Source organism: Mumia sp. Pv4-285 (genome assembly GCF_041320275.1).
Classification (GTDB): domain Bacteria; phylum Actinomycetota; class Actinomycetes; order Propionibacteriales; family Nocardioidaceae; genus Mumia; species Mumia qirimensis.
The window spans coordinates 333,332-350,733 of the sequence record NZ_CP162023.1 but is presented as its reverse complement, the minus strand read 5'-3'; the positions used below and the strand labels follow the sequence as shown (position 1 = coordinate 350,733).

The window sequence follows — 17,402 nt, the reverse complement described above, 5'->3', positions numbered from 1 at the left end:
GGTCAGGGGTGAAGGAGCTTCGGGAAGGCGCGGTGCACCTCGGCCGCGATGATGGCGACGAACGCGGTCTTGAGCAGGTCGCCGGCCCAGAACGGCACGTCCCAGCTCGCGGCGGTCCAGAGCGAGACGTCCTGGTGCAGCGCCATGCCGATGATGCCCATCGGGTGGATGACCAGGATGCTCGCCGTGATCGAGCAGGCGAACACCCACGCGGCGCGGGTCTTGCGGGTGGGGCCGGCGACGTACTTCACCAGGAACCCGCCGAGCGCCGCAGCGAACGGGAAGCTGATCAGGTAGCCGGCGCTCACGCTGGTGAACGCGCCGAGCCCGGACGAGTGCTCGGCGAAGACCGGGAGGCCGATCGCGCCCAGCGCGAGGTAGAGGGAGACCGCCGCGAACCCGCGGGACGGGCCGAGCAGACACCCGGTGAGCATCACCGCGAAGGTCTGCAGGGTGATCGGGACGCCGGCGGAGCCGACGGGGATCGCGCCGAGGTAGGCACAGGCCGAGATGAGTGCGGCGAAGGCGGCGATGAGGGCGAGGTCGGTGGTGGAGAACCCGCGCCGCTTCGTGGCGGGATCCGCCGGCGTCGCGGCAGGCTGGGCGTCGGGTTGCGCGTCGAGCGTCATGATCGTCTCCTGAACGGTGTTCACCTGAACGGCGTTCAGGCTAGCCGATAGGATGCACGCATGGCCAACCGCCTCCACGACGTCGTCGACGGTGCACTCCGGGTGCTCGACACCCACGGGCTCGAGTTCCTGTCGATGCGCCGGGTCGCCGCAGAGCTCGAGGTACAGCCGAGCGCGCTCTACCACCACGTCCCGAACAAGCAGACCCTCCTCGCCCTCATGGCCGACGAGATCCTCGCGCGCGGACGGCGAGACGAGCCGACCGGGCCGTGGGACAAGCGCGTCGCGGCGCTCTGCGACGAGTTCCGTACGGCGATGCTCGCCGTGCGCGACGGTGCCGAGGTCGTCGCCACGGCGTCCGCCTTCGGACTCGGCGCGGCTGCACCCGAGCAGCGGCTCAGCGCAGCTCTCGCGGGGTTCGACGAGGACGTCGCGGTCTCCGGTGCGAGGACGATCATGCTCTTCGTCCTCGGGCACGCCTCAGCGCGTCAGATGCACGAGCAGGCGAGCGCGACGGGTGCGATCGAGCCCGACGACTCGATCGGGTCTGCGGAGTCCTTCGACCTCGGGCTCGGCCTCATCCTGTCCGGACTGCGGACCCTGGCCCCGATCGGAGCCTGAGCCGACGGCGTACGACCGCCGTCAGCGCATCATCTCGCTGAACGCCGACGTCGTCGCGGTCGTCGGCGAGGGCCCGACCACGATCTGGCTCGCGAGCCGGAACACCTCGATGAGGAGCCGGTCGAGCGTGTCGACGAGAGCCGCCTCGTTGGGCGTGCTGCTGCGGAAGAGCTGGTTGTCGACGTTGCGGTGGGCCTCGACCCAGCCGATCGAGGACCAGGCCTCGGCTACGGTCGTCGCGACGTCGCCGCGGTAGTCGCTCGTCAGCCGCAGGCGCGCCCCGCCACGATGGCTGAAGATCACGATGCGCCGCATGGACGAAGGGCCCTTGGTGGTGGCCTCGTGGATGATCTGCCAACCGGGATACGCGGTCACGTTGCTCTCTTCTTCGTCGTATGGGCCGCCCGAACGACCCTGTGTTTCTACCGCCCCCGGTGCGCGTCATCCTAGCCCCACCGACGCCGTCCTCCTACCCCCTCCCCTCCTGGTGACCTGAGTCACCCCCATGCCGCGGGATCGCTGGTATTTCAGGAAGGTAACGACACGCCGTACGGGCCCTCGCCGTGAACCCCGTCACAAGGACACGCCGCGCTCACGCCCCCTCCGGAGCCTGTACGTCGCCCGCCGCCGGTCGCAGGATCGGTGCCGCTTGTCGACCGCGACCGCTCCGACGAAGGCGCCGAGTGTGACCGGGGGCACAATAGGCGACGGAACGTGCCGTCGAGACTGAGGAAGTGCCGTGGGAGAGTCACTGTCCAACCTGATGCACGAGGATCGCCGCTTCGAGCCACCCGCCGACCTGGCGGCCTCGGCCAACGCGACGGCCGCGACGTACGAGGCTGCATCGCAGGACCGGCTGAGCTTCTGGGCCGAGGCCGCTCGGCGCCTCGACTGGGCCGAGCCGTTCACGGAGGTGCTCGACTGGACCAACCCGCCGTTCGCGAAGTGGTTCGCCGACGGCACGCTCAACGCCTCGTACAACTGCGTCGACCGCCACGTGGAGGCCGGCCGCGGCGACAAGGTCGCGTTCCACTGGGTGGGCGAGCCCGCGGACGACACGCGCACCCTCACGTACGCCGACCTGCTGGCCGAGGTCAGCAAGGCGGCCAACGCGTTCGAGGAGCTCGGCGTCGAGGCGGGCGACCGCGTCGCGATCTACATGCCGATGATTCCCGAGGCCGTCGTCTCCATGCTCGCCTGCGCACGCATCGGGGCCGTGCACACCGTCGTGTTCGGCGGGTTCTCCGCGGACGCGCTCGCGAGCCGTGTGATCGACTGCGGCGCAAAGCTGGTCGTCACCGCGGACGGTGGATACCGCCGCGGCGCGCCGTCGGCCCTCAAGCCCGCGGTCGACGAGGCCGTCGCCAAGGTCGAGGCCGAGCAGTCCGGCCTCGTCGAGAACGTCCTCGTCGTACGCCGGACCGGCCAGGACGTCGCCTGGAACGCCGACATCGACGTGTGGTGGCACGAGGTCGTCGACGAGTCGTCGCCCGACCACACCCCGCAGGCGTTCCCGGCCGAGCACCCGTTGTACGTCATGTACACGTCCGGCACGACCGGCAAGCCGAAGGGCATCCTTCACACCACAGGCGGCTACCTCACGCAGGCGGCGTGGACGCACTGGTCCGTCTTCGACCTCAAGCCGGAGACCGACGTCTACTGGTGCACCGCCGACATCGGCTGGGTCACCGGCCACTCCTACATCGTCTACGGCCCGCTGGCCAACGGCGCGACCCAGGTCCTGTACGAGGGCACCCCGGACAGCCCGCACAAGGGCCGCTGGTGGGAGATCATCCAGCAGTACGGCGTGACGATCTTCTACACCGCACCGACCGCGATCCGGACCTTCATGAAGTGGGGCGCCCAGATCCCCGCGGAGTTCGACCTGTCGTCGCTGCGCGTCCTCGGGTCCGTCGGCGAGCCGATCAACCCCGAGGCGTACGTCTGGTACCGCGAGACCATCGGCAGCGGCAGGACGCCCGTCGTCGACACCTGGTGGCAGACCGAGACCGGCGCGATCATGATCTCGCCGCTGCCCGGCGTGACGGCCGCGAAGCCCGGCTCCGCGATGACCGCGATCCCCGGGATCAGCGCCGACGTCGTCAACGACGAGGCGGAGTCGGTCCCGAACGGCTCGGGCGGCTACCTCGTCCTCACCGAGCCGTGGCCGTCGATGCTGCGCACCCTGTGGGGCGACGACCAGCGGTTCATCGACACGTACTGGTCCCGCTTCGAGGGGATCTACTTCGCGGGTGACGGCGCGAAGAAGGACGACGACGGCGACATCTGGCTCCTCGGCCGCGTGGACGACGTGATGAACGTGTCCGGGCACCGGTTGTCGACCACCGAGATCGAGTCGGCCCTCGTGTCCCACCCGAAGGTCGCCGAGGCGGCGGTCGTCGGAGCGGCCGACGACACGACCGGGCAGGCCGTGGTCGCGTTCGTGATCCTGCGCGAGTCCGCGGGCGACGGAGGCGAGGAGATCGTCGCCGACCTGCGCGCACACGTCGCCAAGGAGATCGGCTCCATCGCAAAGCCGAAGTCGATCATGGTCGTCGCCGAGCTTCCCAAGACGCGCTCGGGCAAGATCATGCGGCGCCTGCTGCGCGACGTCGCCGAGAACCGCCAGGTGGGCGACGTCACCACGCTCGCGGACTCCGGTGTGATGGACCAGATCAAGTCCGGGATGGAGACCTCCTCGGAGGACTGACCCGCGCGCCGGACGCGCGGCGTACGCACTCCGTACGCCGCGCGTCCGGCGGGCCGATCTCCCTTGCGAGCCGCGATCCCCTAGGCTCGTGCCGACCGCACTGCAGCGCCGAGGAGCCGTGATGTCACACCCAGGAGCACCCCGACCCGCAGAGGACGCCGAGCCCACCATCGGCCGGCTCGTCTCCGACATCAGTCGCGACCTGTCGACACTGGTGCGCGGAGAGATCGCCCTCGCGAAGTCCGAGCTGCGCGTCAGCGCGAAGTCGGGGGCGACCGGCGCGGGGCTGCTTGTCGCGGTCGCCGTGCTCCTGCTGTTCGTGATCACGATGCTCTCGATGGCCGGAGGATTCTTCTTCGCCTGGATCTTCGACCGCGCGATCCCTCTCGCCTTCACGTGGGGCTTCCTCGTGATGACCGGCGTGTGGATCCTGGTCATCCTCGTCTGTGCCCTGGTCGGGATCCGGTTCCTCAAGAAGGTCAAGGCGCCCGAGAAGACGATCGCGACCGTCCAGGAGATCCCGGCGGCGCTCAAGGGCCACCCCGACGGCGGCTCCGAGATCACCCTGCCGCCGTCCGCCGCGGCCTCGGTGTCCGCAGCCAAGAGCGGCTCCGGCAAGCACGTCAGGCCCTGATCCGGGCCACCGTCCCGACGATCAGGGCCGCGGCACCCGCCAGCCCGGCGGCGATCAACCACGTCCCGAACGAGGCCGTTGCCGCCTCGTGCAGGTGCTCGCCCAGAGCCTGGCCGTAGCCGGCCCGGCTGGCGACCTCGCCGACGAGCCAGTCGCCGCCGGTGACCACCAGCACGGCCTCGCCGATGGCGACGACGACGAGTCCGCCCCCGAGCCACGCGAGTGCAGCGAGGTGCCGACGCGCGAGCGCGATGCACGCGACGGCGAGGACCGCGCCGACCCCGAGCAGCGGCCAGGACCAGGCGGCGAGCTCGCGAGCGCGGTCGAGCCGATCACGCTGCTCCGGCGTGCCGACGGCGACCACGAGATCGCCGGGAGCGCTGAGGCTGGTGCCGAGCCGGTCGTTGACCGCGTCCGTCACCAGGTCGACCATCGGCGTGAGGTCGACCCCGAGCCTGCCGTCGAGCTCTGCGGGAGGGATGTCCGTGACGTTGATGCGGTGCGTGAGCACGTTGGCCCGCGTCCATGCCTCGCCGAAGCCGGGGAGGTCGGTCATCCCGTCGGCGACGTTGCGGACGACCGGCTCGGCGACACGCCCGGCCACGCCGTCGAGACCGGCTCGGGTCATGATGCCGTCGGCGACGGTGTCAGCGAGGGCCGCGCGGAACTCCGGATCGTCGCCCAAGGGTCCCGCGAGCGCGACGAATCCGGACTCGCTGACGACGTTCCGCTCGAACCACAGACCCGGGAGCCCGACGGCGATCGCGAGAAGGGCGAGGATCCCTGACAGGCATGAGGCCACGGCACGCATGCCCGCAGCCTATGGTGCGCAGCGCGCGTCAGGAGGGCACAGGGCTGACGACGCGATCGACCAGCCAGGCCGAACCGCTGGCGTCGCGGCTCATGGTGACGAGGTACTCGCCGGCGGTCGTCGGCACGGCGACGCGGGCATGGGCGTCCGAGCCTGCCAGCACGCGCGGCTCACCCTCCGGCTCGGCGGGCTCGAGTGCCGTCGGGTCCATGAACGACAGCGTCGAGGCTCCGACGGTCGACATCTGTGGTCGCAGCTCCGCCGCCCACTCCTCGACCGCGACGTCGGGACGTGCCCACAGCGCCACGATGCGCGAGGCCGCCTCCGTCGCGATCGCGTCGGCCTCGTCGGATCCGAGGGTCCCGGTCACGGTCGAGCGCTTCGAGGCGGACTCACCTGGGTCAGCGCCGTCGTTCTCGCCGCCGCCACCGCACGCGGAGACGGTCAGCGCCAGGAGGACGGCGGCAGCCAGCAGTCGGGTCTTCACAGATCTCCTTCGGCGACGGACGACGCGCGCCATTCTTGCTGGTGCGTCGGCAGGCATCATCAGCGCCCCATTCGAGCGCGCGACAACGTGCGCCGCATCACACCACACCTCACGCACAGCTCCCGGTGTTGACCGACCGCTCCGCCTTCGCTCCGGAGCGGGCCGCGTCACCCACCTGGTCGGCGGTGAGGGCGTAGCCCGTCGCGGCGTCCGAGACGGACGCAGCGAAGACGACACCGAGCACGCGACCCTGCGCCGAGATGACCGGGCCCCCGGAGTTGCCGGAGCGCACGAGCGCGCGCAGGGAGTAGACCTCGCGGACGACCTCGGTGGTGCCGTAGATGTCGGGGCTCCGGAGGCGCTGCTGGGAGCGGATGCGCGCCGCCCGAGCATCGAACGGGCCGTTCTCCGGGAAGCCGAGCACAGCCGCACTCTCGCCTGGCTCGGTCTCGGGGTCGAAGGTCAGCGCGCGCGCCTTTAGGCCCGGCACCCGCAGAACAGCGACGTCGAGCGACGGGTCGTAGTAGACGACGGTGGCGTCGCGCTTCTTGCCGCGGATCGTCACCGTCGGGTCGTCCACACCCGCGACGACGTGCGCGTTCGTCATCACGCGCTCGGACGCGAACACGAACCCCGAGCCCTCGATGCCGCGGTCGCACTCGGCGTACCCGGTGATCCGAGCGACGCTGCGTCGCGCAGCCTGGACCTCGGGGCGGGCGAGGACTGCACGATCGGGAGCCGCGACCGGCTCGATCGTCTCGTCGGCGAACGGCTCCAGGTATCGGGGGAAGAGCGTCGCGTCGACCACCGTGTCGAACGAGTGCAGCGCGGACCGCACACCTTGCGGCATGACCGAGTCCACCGCGGCGAGCGTGGCGGAGCCGCGGACCGCGGTCGACGCTCCGGGGATCTGGGAGCCGGAGATCGCGTACCCGAGCGCCCAGCAGACCACCAGGGCAGCGGCGGCACTCAGCGCCGCGCCGCCGACTGCGTCGAGCGAGCGCGAGGGCGGGTGCGTCACGCGCTCGCGCAGGCCGTTGCCGAGGTGCGCCCCTGTGGCCTGTCCGGCGGACGCGAGCACGAGCACGATCACGACCGCGAGCAGTGACCTCCCGATGCCGTGGTCGACGCGGCTCAGCACCAGCGGCGCGAGGACGAGACCCAGCACGCCCCCGAGCAGGAGGCCGATCATCGCTGCGGCCCCGGCGACGAACCCGCGGAGGTAGCCGAGGACCGCGTACGAGATGACGACGACCACCACGACGACGTCGACGAGGGTCATCGGCGTCGCCCGCGGGCAGCGTCGGTCTCGATCTCCTCGACCAGCGGGTCACGTGCGGACCCCGGGTACGGGACGACCCGGTCGGCGTCCCAGGGGCGCTCCCACCCCGCAGCACGGAAGAGCCGCGACACGATGCCGGCGGTGAACCCCCACAGGATGAGGTTGCCGTTGACCGCGAACCCTGGTCCGAGCCATCCGGACGGGTGCGAGACGGAGAAGCGGTGGGCCGGGTCGGTGAGCTCGTCGACCGGGCTGCGGAACACGGTCTCGACCTCCGCTGGGTCGACCGCGCGGACGGCGGACGGGCGACGCCACCAGGCCAGGACCGGCGTCACGGCGAAGTTGCTCGGCGGCAGCCAGAGCCGCGGGAGCGACGCGAACACGTCGACCCCGTCGGGATCGAGGCCGACCTCCTCCTCGGCCTCACGCAAGGCCGTGGCGACGGGACCCGAGTCCTCGGGATCGGTCGCACCGCCGGGGAAGGCGATCTGGCCCGCGTGGGAGCGCATCGCGTGCGCGCGCTCGGTCAGCAGCAGGTCGGGGCCGGACTCTCCCTCGCCGAACAGGACGAGCACCGCGGCGGGGCGTGCCGTCGACGGCGCCTCCGGCATCGACGGCGACAGGAAGCGGGGGCTGTCGATGCGGCGACCCACCTCGGCGACGGGACGCAGCCAGTCGGGCAGGGCGTCGTCAGGCACCAGCCCCCGGTCGTACGTCATCAGGTCCTCCTCATGCCAGGTCGACGCCGAGGTGTTCCTTGACCAGCGACCGCAGCTGATCGTACGACGTGATCTGGCCGCGGTGCGTCGCGGTGATCGTGCCGTCGGCCGCGACGAACACGGTCTGCGGCAGGCCGATCACGCCCAGCGCCTTGCCGACCGACTCGTCGGGGTCGGACATGAGGGGGAAGGTCACCCCCGACTTCGAGGCGAGCGCGAGCGCACCCTCGGGATCTGGGTCGGCGTAGTCGATGCCGAGCACCGACACCTGGTCGCCGGCATCGTCGTGCAGACGCGCCAGCAACGGCATCTCGTCTCGGCACGGACCGCAGTAGGTGGCCCACAGGTTGATGACGGTCGGCTTCGCCGGGAGCCCCGGCAGACTGACCGGCGGGCCGCCGCCGAGGCACTCGAGGAACACCCCCGGCAGGCCGCCTTCGACAGCACCGCGCCGGTTCGTACGAGGACAGTCCTCGATGCCTGCGTCGGCCTTCTTGGAGCGCAGCTCGGGGGTGTCGACGGCGCTCGACGCGGCGTCGACCTCGCCGGAGCGCGAGGAGGTCTGCAGGTCGTCACCGCCGCAGGCCGTCAGAGCCAGCGCCATCGCGAGCATCGCGATCGGGAGCACCAGCCGGCGCCGTGCACGAGTCACGCGCGACCCTCCGTACGGAGCAGCTTCGCGGCCACCTCCGGGTCGGTCGGACCCTCGCCGTACGACGGGCACCACTGCGCGATCGAGCACGCCCCGCAGGCCGGCTTGGCGGCGTGGCAGCATCGTCGGCCGTGCCAGATGAGCCGTTGGCTGGCCAGCGTCCAGTCCTTCTTGGCGATGAGCCGGTCCAGCACCATCTCGGCGCGCACCGGGTCCTTCAACGCCGCCGCATCGAGCAGGCCGAGGCGTCTGCCGACGCGCTGGACGTGGGTGTCGACCGGGAAGCCGGGGATGCCGAAGCCGTTGCCGAGGACGACGTTGGCCGTCTTGCGGCCGACCCCCGGGAGGGTCACGAGGTCGTCCATCCGCGGCGGCACCTCGCCGTCGAAGTTGTCCACCAGCGCCGTGGCGAGCGCGATGATGCGCTCGGTCTTCGCCCGGAAGAAGCCCGTGGGCTTGATGATCTCCTCGACGGCGGCAGGCTCCGCCTCGGCGAGCGCCCGCGCGTCGGGGTAGCGGGAGAAGAGGGCCGGCCGGACCCCGTTGACCCGCCGGTCGGTCGTCTGCGCCGAGAGCACCGTCACGACGAGCAGCTGGAACGGGTCGTCGAAGTCCAGCTCGATGTCGGCGTCGGGGTAGGTCTGCGCGAGGACGCGGTCGATCTTGCGCGCGCGGCGCACGTCCGACGTGTCGGGCGGAGGGACCTCGGGGAGCTTGGCCTTGGCGCGACGGGGAGCGGACGAGCGCGCTGGGGTGGTCTTCGGCACGCTGTCAGCGTACGGGGCGCCGGGGACACGCAGGGCCGCGTCGGTGGCGCCGAGTTGGCCGGATGAGGGACACTGGAGGCGCGCGACTATTTCTTTGGTCAAGGAGAACCCGTGGACAACGACGTACTTCGGCAGGCACCGCTCTTCTCGGGCCTCGACGACGAGGCGGCCGAGTCGCTCGGCTCCCAGATGTCGTCGAAGCGCCTGCGGCGCGGCGACGTGCTGTTCCACGAGGGCGACGAGGGCGACGAGCTCTACATCGTCGCCGACGGCAAGATCAAGCTCGGTCGCAGCTCGGCGGACGGCCGCGAGAACCTGCTCGCGATCCTCGGCCCCGGTCAGATGTTCGGTGAGCTCTCGCTGTTCGACCCGGGCCCGCGCTCGGCGACGGCGACCGCGGTGACCGACTCCGAGCTCACCAGCCTGAGCCACGACGACCTCACCAAGTGGCTCAACGACCACCCCAACGTGTCGCGCGCCCTGCTCGGGCAGCTCGCCTCGCGCCTGCGCCGTACGAACGACGTCGTCGCCGACCTCGTGTTCTCCGACGTGCCCGGACGTGTCGCGAAGGCGCTCATCGACCTGTCGCAGCGCTTCGGTCGCAAGGCCGACGACGGCATCCACGTGCACCACGACCTCACGCAGGAGGAGCTCGCCCAGCTGGTCGGCGCCTCCCGCGAGACGGTCAACAAGGCGCTCGCCGACTTCGCGATGCGCGGGTGGCTCCGCCTCGAGCCACGCTCGGTCGTCATCATCGAGCCCGACCGCCTCTCCAAGCGCGCCCGCTAGCCGCCTCTCTTCCCGCTCGCGAGCAGCGGGTTAGGAGGGGGCGGCCTGCAGGTACTCGAGCTGTGCCCGCACCGACAGCGTCGCGGCGGGCCACAGGATCGGGTCCACGTCCGCGTAGACCGTGCGTACGACGTCGTCCGCCGACTCCGCACCGGCGTCGAGCGCTTCGCGGACCTGGGTGAGGCGTTCCTCGCGGTGTGCGCGGTATCCGTCGATCACCGCGCCGGCGTCCGGCAGCACCGGTCCGTGCCCGGGATACAGCCGCACCGGGCCGCCCTCGACCGAGTCGACGGCCGCACGGAGCACACGCAGCGAGTCGAGGTACGGTCCGAGCGCCCCGTCGGGATGAGCGACCACCGTCGTCCCGCGGCCCAGGATCGTGTCTCCGGACAGCAGCGCGGCATCGTCGCGGAGCAGGAAGGAGACGGAGTCGGTCGTGTGGCCCGGCGAGGCGACGACCTCGAGCCGGAGACCGTCCACCTCGATCGTCTCGCCGTCGACCAGCGGGTCGGCGTCGAGGCACAGCGACGGGTCGATCGCGCGTACGGGCGCCGCCGCGAGCTCGGCGAACCGCGCGGCGCCCTCGGTGTGGTCGTGGTGGCGGTGGGTCAGCAGCACGAAGGCCACCGGTGCGGCGAGCTCGAGCACGCGACGCAGGTGCGGCTCGTCGAGCTCACCCGGGTCGACCACGATCGACCGCGCTCCGTGCGCCTGTCCGCCGTCGCCGGCCGGTGCCCGGAGGATCCAGGTGTTGGTCCCGTCGAGCGTCATGTGGCCGGGGTTGTCCTCGCGGACGCACGTCGCCCACGCGCTCACGACCCCGCCGTCGAACCGTCCCGTCACGGCAGCTCCGTCTCCAGGTAGTAGGTGCCCTCGACCTCGACCAGCCGCGGCTCGACGGGCACGATACGCCGCGTCGGCGCCACGTCGAGGGCCGCCGCCGCCGAAGGAAGCTCTGTCAGCTCCCGACAGGTGACCGACGTCGGCGGCAGCATCGCCATGTCACCGGCGTCGACGGAGTCGAGCGCGGCAGTCAGCAGCATCCAGGAGGCGTGGTCGGCCTCGGCGGCCAGCGTGCCGACCCGCTGACCCTCCGGCAGCACGGCGACGAAGAAGCGGGTGTCGAACCGCCGGGGCTCGAACCCGGGCGTGATCCAGTGGGCCCACGCGGCGAGCAGGTCGGTGCGGAGCACCAGCGAGCGCCTCCGCAGGAAGTCCGAGAACGCGAGCGTGTGGGCCTCCAGCGCGACACGGTCGGCCTGCCAGTCCGCGTCGCTGGTGTCGTCGACCACCGAGTCGGGGTCGGGTCCGGCGAGCAGCACCCCGGACTCCTCGTACGTCTCCCGCACCGCCGCGCAGACCAGCGCGCGCGCGACGTCGGTGGAGCACCCCAGGCGCTCGGCCCACGCTTGCGGGCTCGGACCCGCCCAGGCGACGTCGGTGTCGGAGTCACGAGGATCGACGCCGCCGCCAGGGAAGACGTACATGCCGGGTGCGAACGCCATCGAGCGCTGTCGGCGCATCAGGTACGCCTCGACGCCCGCGGTGCCGTCGCGCAGCAGGACCACCGTCGCGGCGTCACGCGGCGTCGCCACCTCACCCTGCCGAGTGGCGTGCTCGGCGATGGAGGGCGGCATCGGCACCCGCATCGTCATGCGGTGAGCTCGACGACGAGCTCGACCTCCACCGGGGCGTCGAGCGGCAGGACAGTCACGCCCACGGCGCTGCGGGCGTGGACGCCTGCGTCTCCGAAGACCGCGGCGAGGAGCTCGCTGGCACCGTTGGCGACGGTCGGCTGCCCGGTGAAGTCGGGGGTGCTCGCCACGAACACGACCGCCTTCACGACGCGTGCCACCCGGGTGAGGTCACCGTCGACCTGCGACGCGACGGCGGCCAGGCCGTTGAGGGCGCACTGGCGGGCGCACTCCTGCGCCTCCTCCGCGGTCACGTCCGCACCGACCTTGCCGGTGGTGATGAGCTCGCCGTCACGCATCGGCAGCTGGCCGGCCGTGTACACGTACGAGCCGGTGCGCACCGCGGGTGCGTACGCCGCCACGGGCGGCACGACCTCGGGAAGCGTCAGGCCGAGCGCGGCGAGGTTCTCCGCCGGGGTCGGCATCAGGAGCCTTCGACCGGGCGCTTGAAGTACGCCACGAGGTTCTCGGGGTTCATGCCGGGCACGATCTGCACGAGCTCCCAGCCATCCCGACCGAAGTTGTCGAGGATCGCCTTCGTCGAGTGCACGAGGACCGGTGCTGTCAGATACTCCCACTGCGTCATGGATCGACTGTATCCGTACCCGCTCACGGGTCACCCTCTACGCTCGACATCGTGGCCGGCGAGAAGCGACTCCACGTGGTGACGGGCAAGGGCGGGACGGGCAAGAGCACCGTCGCCGCCGCGCTGGCGCTCGGCCTCGCCGCCCAGGGACGCACGGTCCTGCTGTGCGAGGTCGAGGGGCGGCAGGGCATCGCGCAGCTCTTCGACGTCCCACCCCTGCCGTACGAGGAGCGACAGGTCGCGGCCACCGACGACGGCGCGGTGTACGCGCTGGCGATCGACGCCGAGGAGGCCCTCCTCGAGTACCTCGCGATGTTCTACCGGCTCGGACGCGCCGGCAAGGCGCTCGACCGGTTCGGCGTGATCGACTTCGCCACCACGATCGCTCCGGGCGTCCGCGACGTGCTGCTGACCGGCAAGGTGTACGAGGCCGTACGCCGTCGTGACGACCACGGCGCCTACGTCTACGACGCCGTCGTGCTCGACGCACCGCCGACCGGTCGGATCACGCGGTTCCTCAACGTGAACGAGGAGGTCGCCGGGCTCGCCAAGGTCGGCCCCGTACGCCGCCAGGCCGACTCGATCATGACGATGATGCGCTCGCAGCGCACGGCAGTGCACCTGGTGGCTCTGCTCGAGGAGATGCCGGTGCAGGAGACGATGGATGCGATCAACGAGCTGAACGACGCCGCTCTCGGGGTCGGGCACGTCATCGTCAACCAGGTGCTGCCGTCACCGCTCGACGAGGAGGCCGCCGAGAGGATCGCGTCCGGCGCGCTCACCTCCGCGGCCGTCACGAAGAGTCTCGGCCGGGTCGAGCTCGACCTCTCTCCCGACGCCGGTGACGGGCTCCTGGTGGAGGGCCGCGAGCACGTCGCGCGCCAACGACTCCAGGCACGCCAGCGCGCCGTGCTCACCGAGGCCGGCGCACCCGTGGTGGAGCTGCCGCACCTGGAGGACGGCATCGACCTCGGTGGCCTGTACGAGCTGGGCCGGCGTCTCGTGGAGGGTGGCGTGCGATGAGCAGGAGTCGTACGCGTTCCCGCCGGATCGACGGCGCCGGTGTCGACCCCGCGACCGCGCTCGACGTCGACGCGATCATCGACGACCACACGATCGAGATCGTCGTCTGCTGCGGCGCCGGCGGCGTCGGCAAGACGACGACGGCCGCGGCCATCGCCCTGCGGGCAGCGGAGCGCGGACGCAAGGTGTGCGTCCTCACGATCGATCCGGCGCGGCGCCTGGCCCAGTCGCTGGGGCTGACCGCGCTCGACAACGTCCCCCGGCCCGTCACCGACGCCGGCGCGGACGGCGGGTCGCTCGACGCGATGATGCTGGACATGAAGCGGACGTTCGACGAGGTCGTGGTGGCGCACGCCTCGCCGGAGAAGGCGGCCCAGATCTTCGAGAACCCGTTCTACGTCGCGCTGTCGAGCTCGTTCGCCGGCACCCAGGAGTACATGGCGATGGAGAAGCTCGGTCAGCTCCACGCCGAGGCCGTCGCCGGCGGGGCGGACAGCGCGGACGGCAGCGAGCGCCGCTGGGACCTCATCGTCGTGGACACGCCCCCGTCACGGTCGGCGCTCGACTTCCTCGACGCTCCCGAGCGGCTCTCGTCGCTGCTCGACGGACGGCTCATCCGGCTGCTCCTCGCGCCGGCACGCGGCCCGGCTCGGCTGTTCTCGGCCGGTTTCGGCATGATCACCTCCGCGCTCAACAAGGTGCTCGGCGCCCAGGTGCTCACCGACGTCCAGACCTTCGTGGCGTCGTTCGACACGTTGTTCGGCGGGTTCCGCCAGCGGGCGGAGGCGACGTTCGCGCTGCTCCAGGACCGGGGTACGGCCTTCCTGGTGATCGCCTCGCCGGAGCCGGACGCGATGCGGGAGGCGTCGTACTTCGTGGAGCGGCTCAGCCAGGACGCGATGCCGCTGGCCGGGCTGGTCGTCAATCGCATGACGGTGCCGTCGTTGGCCCTCGACGGCGACGACGCCCACGCGACTGCCCGCCGGCTGCGCGGGCGTACGCGTCCGACGGCAGACGACCGGGTCGTCGCAGCACTGCTCGACGTGCATGCGCGCGGCATGCGCGTCGCCGAGCGCGAGCGACGGGTGGTCAAGAGCTTCGTGGCTGCCCATCCCCGCGTGCGCCGGGTGGAGCTGCCGTCGCTGGCGACCGACGTGCACGACCTGGCCGGGCTCGCCGAGATCGGCGAGCGCCTCGCAGGCCCTGCCCCGGCGCCCACGATGGTCGACTGAGCGAGACCTCAGACGGCGATGCGGCCGTCGGCGCTGGACTCGGTGGCGCGAGCGGTCTCGAGCAGCGAGCGCCAGGACGTGACGTTGGGGCGACGGCGCAGGAGCGCACGGCGCTCGCGCTCGGTCATCCCACCCCAGATGCCCCACTCGATGTCGTTGTCGAGAGCCTCGGCGAGGCACTCGACCTTGACCGGGCACGACCGGCACATCTGCTTGGCGCGGTTCTGCTCCGCCCCCTTGACGAACAATGCGTCCTGCGATTCCTTGCAAGCAGCCACCGTGGCCCAGGATTCGTTCCAGGTCATCACGTACACCTTCCCCGAGAAGCTTCACCGATGAAGCGACCGGTGATACATCTAGGGTGCCGGTGTCGCAGGGAATCCACTACCTCCCTGGGGATGGTTCGCCATAGTCCTTTCGGACTATTTCTTGGTGCCGAGCCGGGTCTCACGTACCCTGGGGCCCATGATTCTGGGGCCCCGTCGACGCGACGAAGAAGGCATGGGGGCGGCGCGGGCGATCGGGTCCATGGCGCTGCTCAGCCTGTTTGCAGGAGTGCTCGTTGCCGGGCTCGCGATCCCGGTGGCCGCCTTCGTCGGCGTCACCTCCAACAGCATGGCGCGCGGCTTCGACGAGCTGCCGCTCGAGCTGCGCGAGACGCCGATCCCCCAGCGATCCAAGGTGCTCGCCGCCGACGGCTCGCTGATCACCTACTTCTACTCCCAGAACCGCCAGGACGTCCCCCTGTCGAAGATCTCGCCGCTCATGCAGCAGGCGGTGGTCTCCATCGAGGACGCGCGGTTCTACGAGCACGGCGCGCTCGACTTCAAGGGCACCGTGCGCGCCCTGGTCAACAACGCGACCGCCGGCCAGACCCAGGGCGGGTCGTCGCTGACGCAGCAGCTGGTCAAGAACATCCTGATCCAGCAGGCCGCGACGCCAGAGGAGCGCCGGGCTGCGACCGAGGTGACTCCGGCCCGCAAGATCCGTGAGCTCAAGTACGCGATGTCGTACGAGGAGAAGCACAGCAAGCAGCAGATCCTGCAGAACTACCTCAACATCTCCTACTTCGGAGACGGCGCGTACGGCGTCAGCGCCGCAGCACGCCACTACTTCTCCGTCAGCCCCACCGAGCTCAGCCTCACCCAGGCCGCCACCCTCGCCGGCCTCGTGAAGAACCCGGTCGAGTACGACCCGGTGACCTACCCCGAGAACGCGCTCCGCCGCCGCAACATCGTCCTCACGGCGATGGAGGCCCAGGGTCTGATCTCGCGGGCGACCGCCGCCAAGGCGATCCCGCAGCCGCTCGGGCTCAAGATCACCCGCTTCGCCAACGGCTGCGTCAGCACCAAGGCGCCGTTCTTCTGCGACTACGTCCGCCGCTACCTGCTGCAGGACACGTCGCTCGGCAAGAACGAGGACCAGCGCCTCCACACGCTCGAGACCGGTGGCCTGACGATCAAGACCACGCTGGAGCCGAAGTTCCAGCGTGCCGCTGACCGGGCCGTCCAGGGTCGCGTGGCGCCGACCGACAACGCCATCGGCGCGCAGGCGCTCGTCGTCCCGGGCAGCGGCGCCGTCCGCGCCCTGTCGCAGTCGCGGCCGATGGGCAACGACAAGAAGGCCGGGCAGACCTACATCAACTACACGGTCCCGAAGTCGCTCGGCGGCGCGAACGGGTTCCAGGCCGGCTCGACCTTCAAGGCCTTCACCGCGGCAGCCGCCCTCAACAAGGGCTACCCCGCGCGTACGTTCTTCAACTCGCCGCAGTCGATGAACATCAGCGGGTTCTCGCAGTGCGACGGCCAGGCCGCCGGCTCGTGGAAGCTGAGCAACTCGACCGGGGCAGGCGCGTTCACGATGACCAACGGCCTCCAGAAGTCGGTCAACACCTACTTCGCGCAGCTCGAGCGGCTCGTCGGACTCTGCGCGACCACCAAGATGGCCGCCAAGATGGGCATCCCGGTGCCGGACATCAACGACACCTACCCGTCGTTCACGCTCGGCACGATCGACGTGAGCCCGCTCGACATGTCGGCGGCGTACGCGACGTTCCCGGCCCGCGGCAAGTACTGCAAGCCGATGCCGGTCACGCTGATCACCAACAACGCCGGTGAGACCGTCAAGGACTACCAGCCCGAGTGCACGCGAGTGATGTCGGAGGCCGCCGCGGACACGCTGAACCAGATCCTTCGCGGCGTCCAGTCGCCCGGCGGGTTCGGTGCGGCCCTCGCTCTCAACAAGCCCTCCGCGGCCAAGACCGGTACGACGCAGAGCAACCGTGCTGTCTGGTACATGGGCTACACCCCCAAGCTGGTGACCTCCTCGATGATCGCCGGCGCCAACAAGGACGGTCACTGGAAGACACTCGCAGGACAGAGCCTCAACGGTGAATACATCTCGTTCAGCGCCGTCGGCGGATCGTCCCTGGCCGGCCCGATGTGGGCCGACACGATGCGCGCGATCATGAACGACCTCCCGGACGCCAACTTCTCCTCCCCGGGCAGCCTGGGCTCCACTCCGTCCGACACGCCGTACGCGCCCAAGAAGCCTGAGAAGAAGAAGGGCGGCGGCGGAGGCGGAGGCGGCGACGACCGCCCCGGCCGCGGCGGAGGCGGCGGTGGTGGCGGTAATGGTGGCGGCGGAGGCGGCGGAGGCCCAGCTGGCGCCGGCCCCGGCGGCGGAGGCGACCGCGGCTGATCCCCAGCCCCAGACGAACGACGAGGCGCTACGACCAGTGGTCGTAGCGCCTCGTCGTTCGTGGAG

At 71.0% G+C, this 17,402-nt stretch carries 20 protein-coding genes; 7 read left to right on the top strand and 13 right to left on the bottom strand.

Annotated elements, in window-relative coordinates:
- Positions 1–2 precede the first annotated feature (2 nt).
- Positions 3–653, bottom strand: coding sequence for a biotin transporter BioY (locus AB3M34_RS01605; protein ID WP_370617329.1), 651 nt, complete (start codon positions 651–653; stop codon positions 3–5).
- A gap of 36 nt (positions 654–689) precedes the next feature.
- Between AB3M34_RS01605 and AB3M34_RS01600 the strand changes: the two genes are divergently transcribed.
- Positions 690–1,250, top strand: coding sequence for a TetR/AcrR family transcriptional regulator C-terminal domain-containing protein (locus AB3M34_RS01600; protein ID WP_370617328.1), 561 nt, complete (start codon positions 690–692; stop codon positions 1,248–1,250).
- Positions 1,251–1,271: 21 nt separating this feature from the next.
- Here AB3M34_RS01600 and AB3M34_RS01595 read toward each other — a convergent pair whose 3' ends face one another.
- Entirely contained in the window at positions 1,272–1,625 is a 354-nt protein-coding gene (locus AB3M34_RS01595) for a hypothetical protein (protein ID WP_370617327.1), read from the bottom strand.
- A 388-nt stretch (positions 1,626–2,013) separates the two neighbouring features.
- On the opposite strand from AB3M34_RS01595, the gene acs reads away from it, so the two are divergent.
- Complete coding sequence (gene acs, locus AB3M34_RS01590; protein ID WP_370619922.1) at positions 2,014–3,960, top strand: acetate--CoA ligase; 1,947 nt, start codon at positions 2,014–2,016, stop codon at positions 3,958–3,960.
- Positions 3,961–4,081: 121 nt separating this feature from the next.
- Positions 4,082–4,594, top strand: coding sequence for a phage holin family protein (locus AB3M34_RS01585; RefSeq protein WP_370617326.1), 513 nt, complete (start codon positions 4,082–4,084; stop codon positions 4,592–4,594).
- On the opposite strand, the gene AB3M34_RS01580 is transcribed toward AB3M34_RS01585, so the two are convergent.
- The 6 genes from AB3M34_RS01580 to nth form a co-directional block, all read right to left on the bottom strand.
- Positions 4,584–5,405, bottom strand: coding sequence for a hypothetical protein (locus AB3M34_RS01580; RefSeq protein WP_370617325.1), 822 nt, complete (start codon positions 5,403–5,405; stop codon positions 4,584–4,586). The two genes, AB3M34_RS01585 and AB3M34_RS01580, sit on opposite strands and share 11 nt — an antisense overlap.
- Positions 5,406–5,433: 28 nt before the next feature.
- The gene (locus tag AB3M34_RS01575; protein ID WP_370617324.1) at positions 5,434–5,892 is read right to left on the bottom strand and encodes a hypothetical protein; all 459 of its coding nucleotides are present in this window, start codon (positions 5,890–5,892) and stop codon (positions 5,434–5,436) included.
- A gap of 109 nt (positions 5,893–6,001) precedes the next feature.
- A complete protein-coding gene (locus tag AB3M34_RS01570) occupies positions 6,002–7,174 on the bottom strand; it encodes a MarP family serine protease (protein ID WP_370617323.1) in 1,173 nt (390 codons plus the stop codon).
- Positions 7,171–7,893 carry an NUDIX hydrolase gene (locus tag AB3M34_RS01565; protein WP_370617322.1) on the bottom strand — a complete coding sequence of 241 codons (723 nt, stop codon included), beginning with the start codon at positions 7,891–7,893 and terminating at the stop codon, positions 7,171–7,173. Before AB3M34_RS01565 ends, AB3M34_RS01570 begins: the two co-directional genes overlap by 4 nt.
- A gap of 10 nt (positions 7,894–7,903) precedes the next feature.
- On the bottom strand, positions 7,904–8,545 hold the full coding sequence (locus AB3M34_RS01560) for a TlpA family protein disulfide reductase (RefSeq protein WP_370617321.1): 642 nt from the start codon (positions 8,543–8,545) through the stop codon (positions 7,904–7,906).
- Positions 8,542–9,312 (bottom strand): endonuclease III, encoded by a 771-nt coding sequence (gene nth, locus AB3M34_RS01555; protein ID WP_370617320.1) that lies wholly within the window; start codon positions 9,310–9,312, stop codon positions 8,542–8,544. Before nth ends, AB3M34_RS01560 begins: the two co-directional genes overlap by 4 nt.
- 111 nt (positions 9,313–9,423) lie before the next feature.
- Between nth and AB3M34_RS01550 the strand changes: the two genes are divergently transcribed.
- Positions 9,424–10,101, top strand: a complete 678-nt coding sequence (locus AB3M34_RS01550; RefSeq protein WP_370617319.1) for a Crp/Fnr family transcriptional regulator — start codon at positions 9,424–9,426, stop codon at positions 10,099–10,101.
- A 30-nt stretch (positions 10,102–10,131) separates the two neighbouring features.
- Here the strand turns inward: AB3M34_RS01550 and AB3M34_RS01545 are convergent, their stop codons facing one another.
- From AB3M34_RS01545 to AB3M34_RS01530, 4 genes are read right to left on the bottom strand one after another with little or no spacing between them, the layout of a single operon-like run.
- Complete coding sequence (locus AB3M34_RS01545) at positions 10,132–10,944, bottom strand: MBL fold metallo-hydrolase (RefSeq protein WP_370617318.1); 813 nt, start codon at positions 10,942–10,944, stop codon at positions 10,132–10,134.
- Complete coding sequence (locus AB3M34_RS01540; RefSeq protein ID WP_370617317.1) at positions 10,941–11,756, bottom strand: NUDIX hydrolase; 816 nt, start codon at positions 11,754–11,756, stop codon at positions 10,941–10,943. The genes AB3M34_RS01545 and AB3M34_RS01540 overlap by 4 nt, the downstream gene beginning before the upstream one ends.
- A complete protein-coding gene (locus AB3M34_RS01535) occupies positions 11,753–12,220 on the bottom strand; it encodes a RidA family protein (protein ID WP_370617316.1) in 468 nt (155 codons plus the stop codon). The genes AB3M34_RS01540 and AB3M34_RS01535 overlap by 4 nt, the downstream gene beginning before the upstream one ends.
- A complete protein-coding gene (locus tag AB3M34_RS01530) occupies positions 12,220–12,381 on the bottom strand; it encodes a DUF4177 domain-containing protein (protein WP_149768280.1) in 162 nt (53 codons plus the stop codon). Before AB3M34_RS01530 ends, AB3M34_RS01535 begins: the two co-directional genes overlap by 1 nt.
- Before the next feature lie 51 nt (positions 12,382–12,432).
- Here AB3M34_RS01530 and AB3M34_RS01525 point away from each other — a divergent pair, with 51 nt between their 5' ends.
- Positions 12,433–13,404, top strand: coding sequence for an ArsA family ATPase (locus AB3M34_RS01525; protein ID WP_370617315.1), 972 nt, complete (start codon positions 12,433–12,435; stop codon positions 13,402–13,404).
- Positions 13,401–14,636 carry an ArsA family ATPase gene (locus AB3M34_RS01520; protein WP_370617314.1) on the top strand — a complete coding sequence of 412 codons (1,236 nt, stop codon included), beginning with the start codon at positions 13,401–13,403 and terminating at the stop codon, positions 14,634–14,636. Before AB3M34_RS01525 ends, AB3M34_RS01520 begins: the two co-directional genes overlap by 4 nt.
- Before the next feature lie 8 nt (positions 14,637–14,644).
- On the opposite strand, the gene AB3M34_RS01515 is transcribed toward AB3M34_RS01520, so the two are convergent.
- Positions 14,645–14,941 carry a WhiB family transcriptional regulator gene (locus AB3M34_RS01515; protein WP_370617313.1) on the bottom strand — a complete coding sequence of 99 codons (297 nt, stop codon included), beginning with the start codon at positions 14,939–14,941 and terminating at the stop codon, positions 14,645–14,647.
- A 160-nt stretch (positions 14,942–15,101) separates the two neighbouring features.
- On the opposite strand from AB3M34_RS01515, the gene AB3M34_RS01510 reads away from it, so the two are divergent.
- Complete coding sequence (locus AB3M34_RS01510) at positions 15,102–17,336, top strand: transglycosylase domain-containing protein (protein ID WP_370617312.1); 2,235 nt, start codon at positions 15,102–15,104, stop codon at positions 17,334–17,336.
- Positions 17,337–17,402 lie beyond the last annotated feature (66 nt).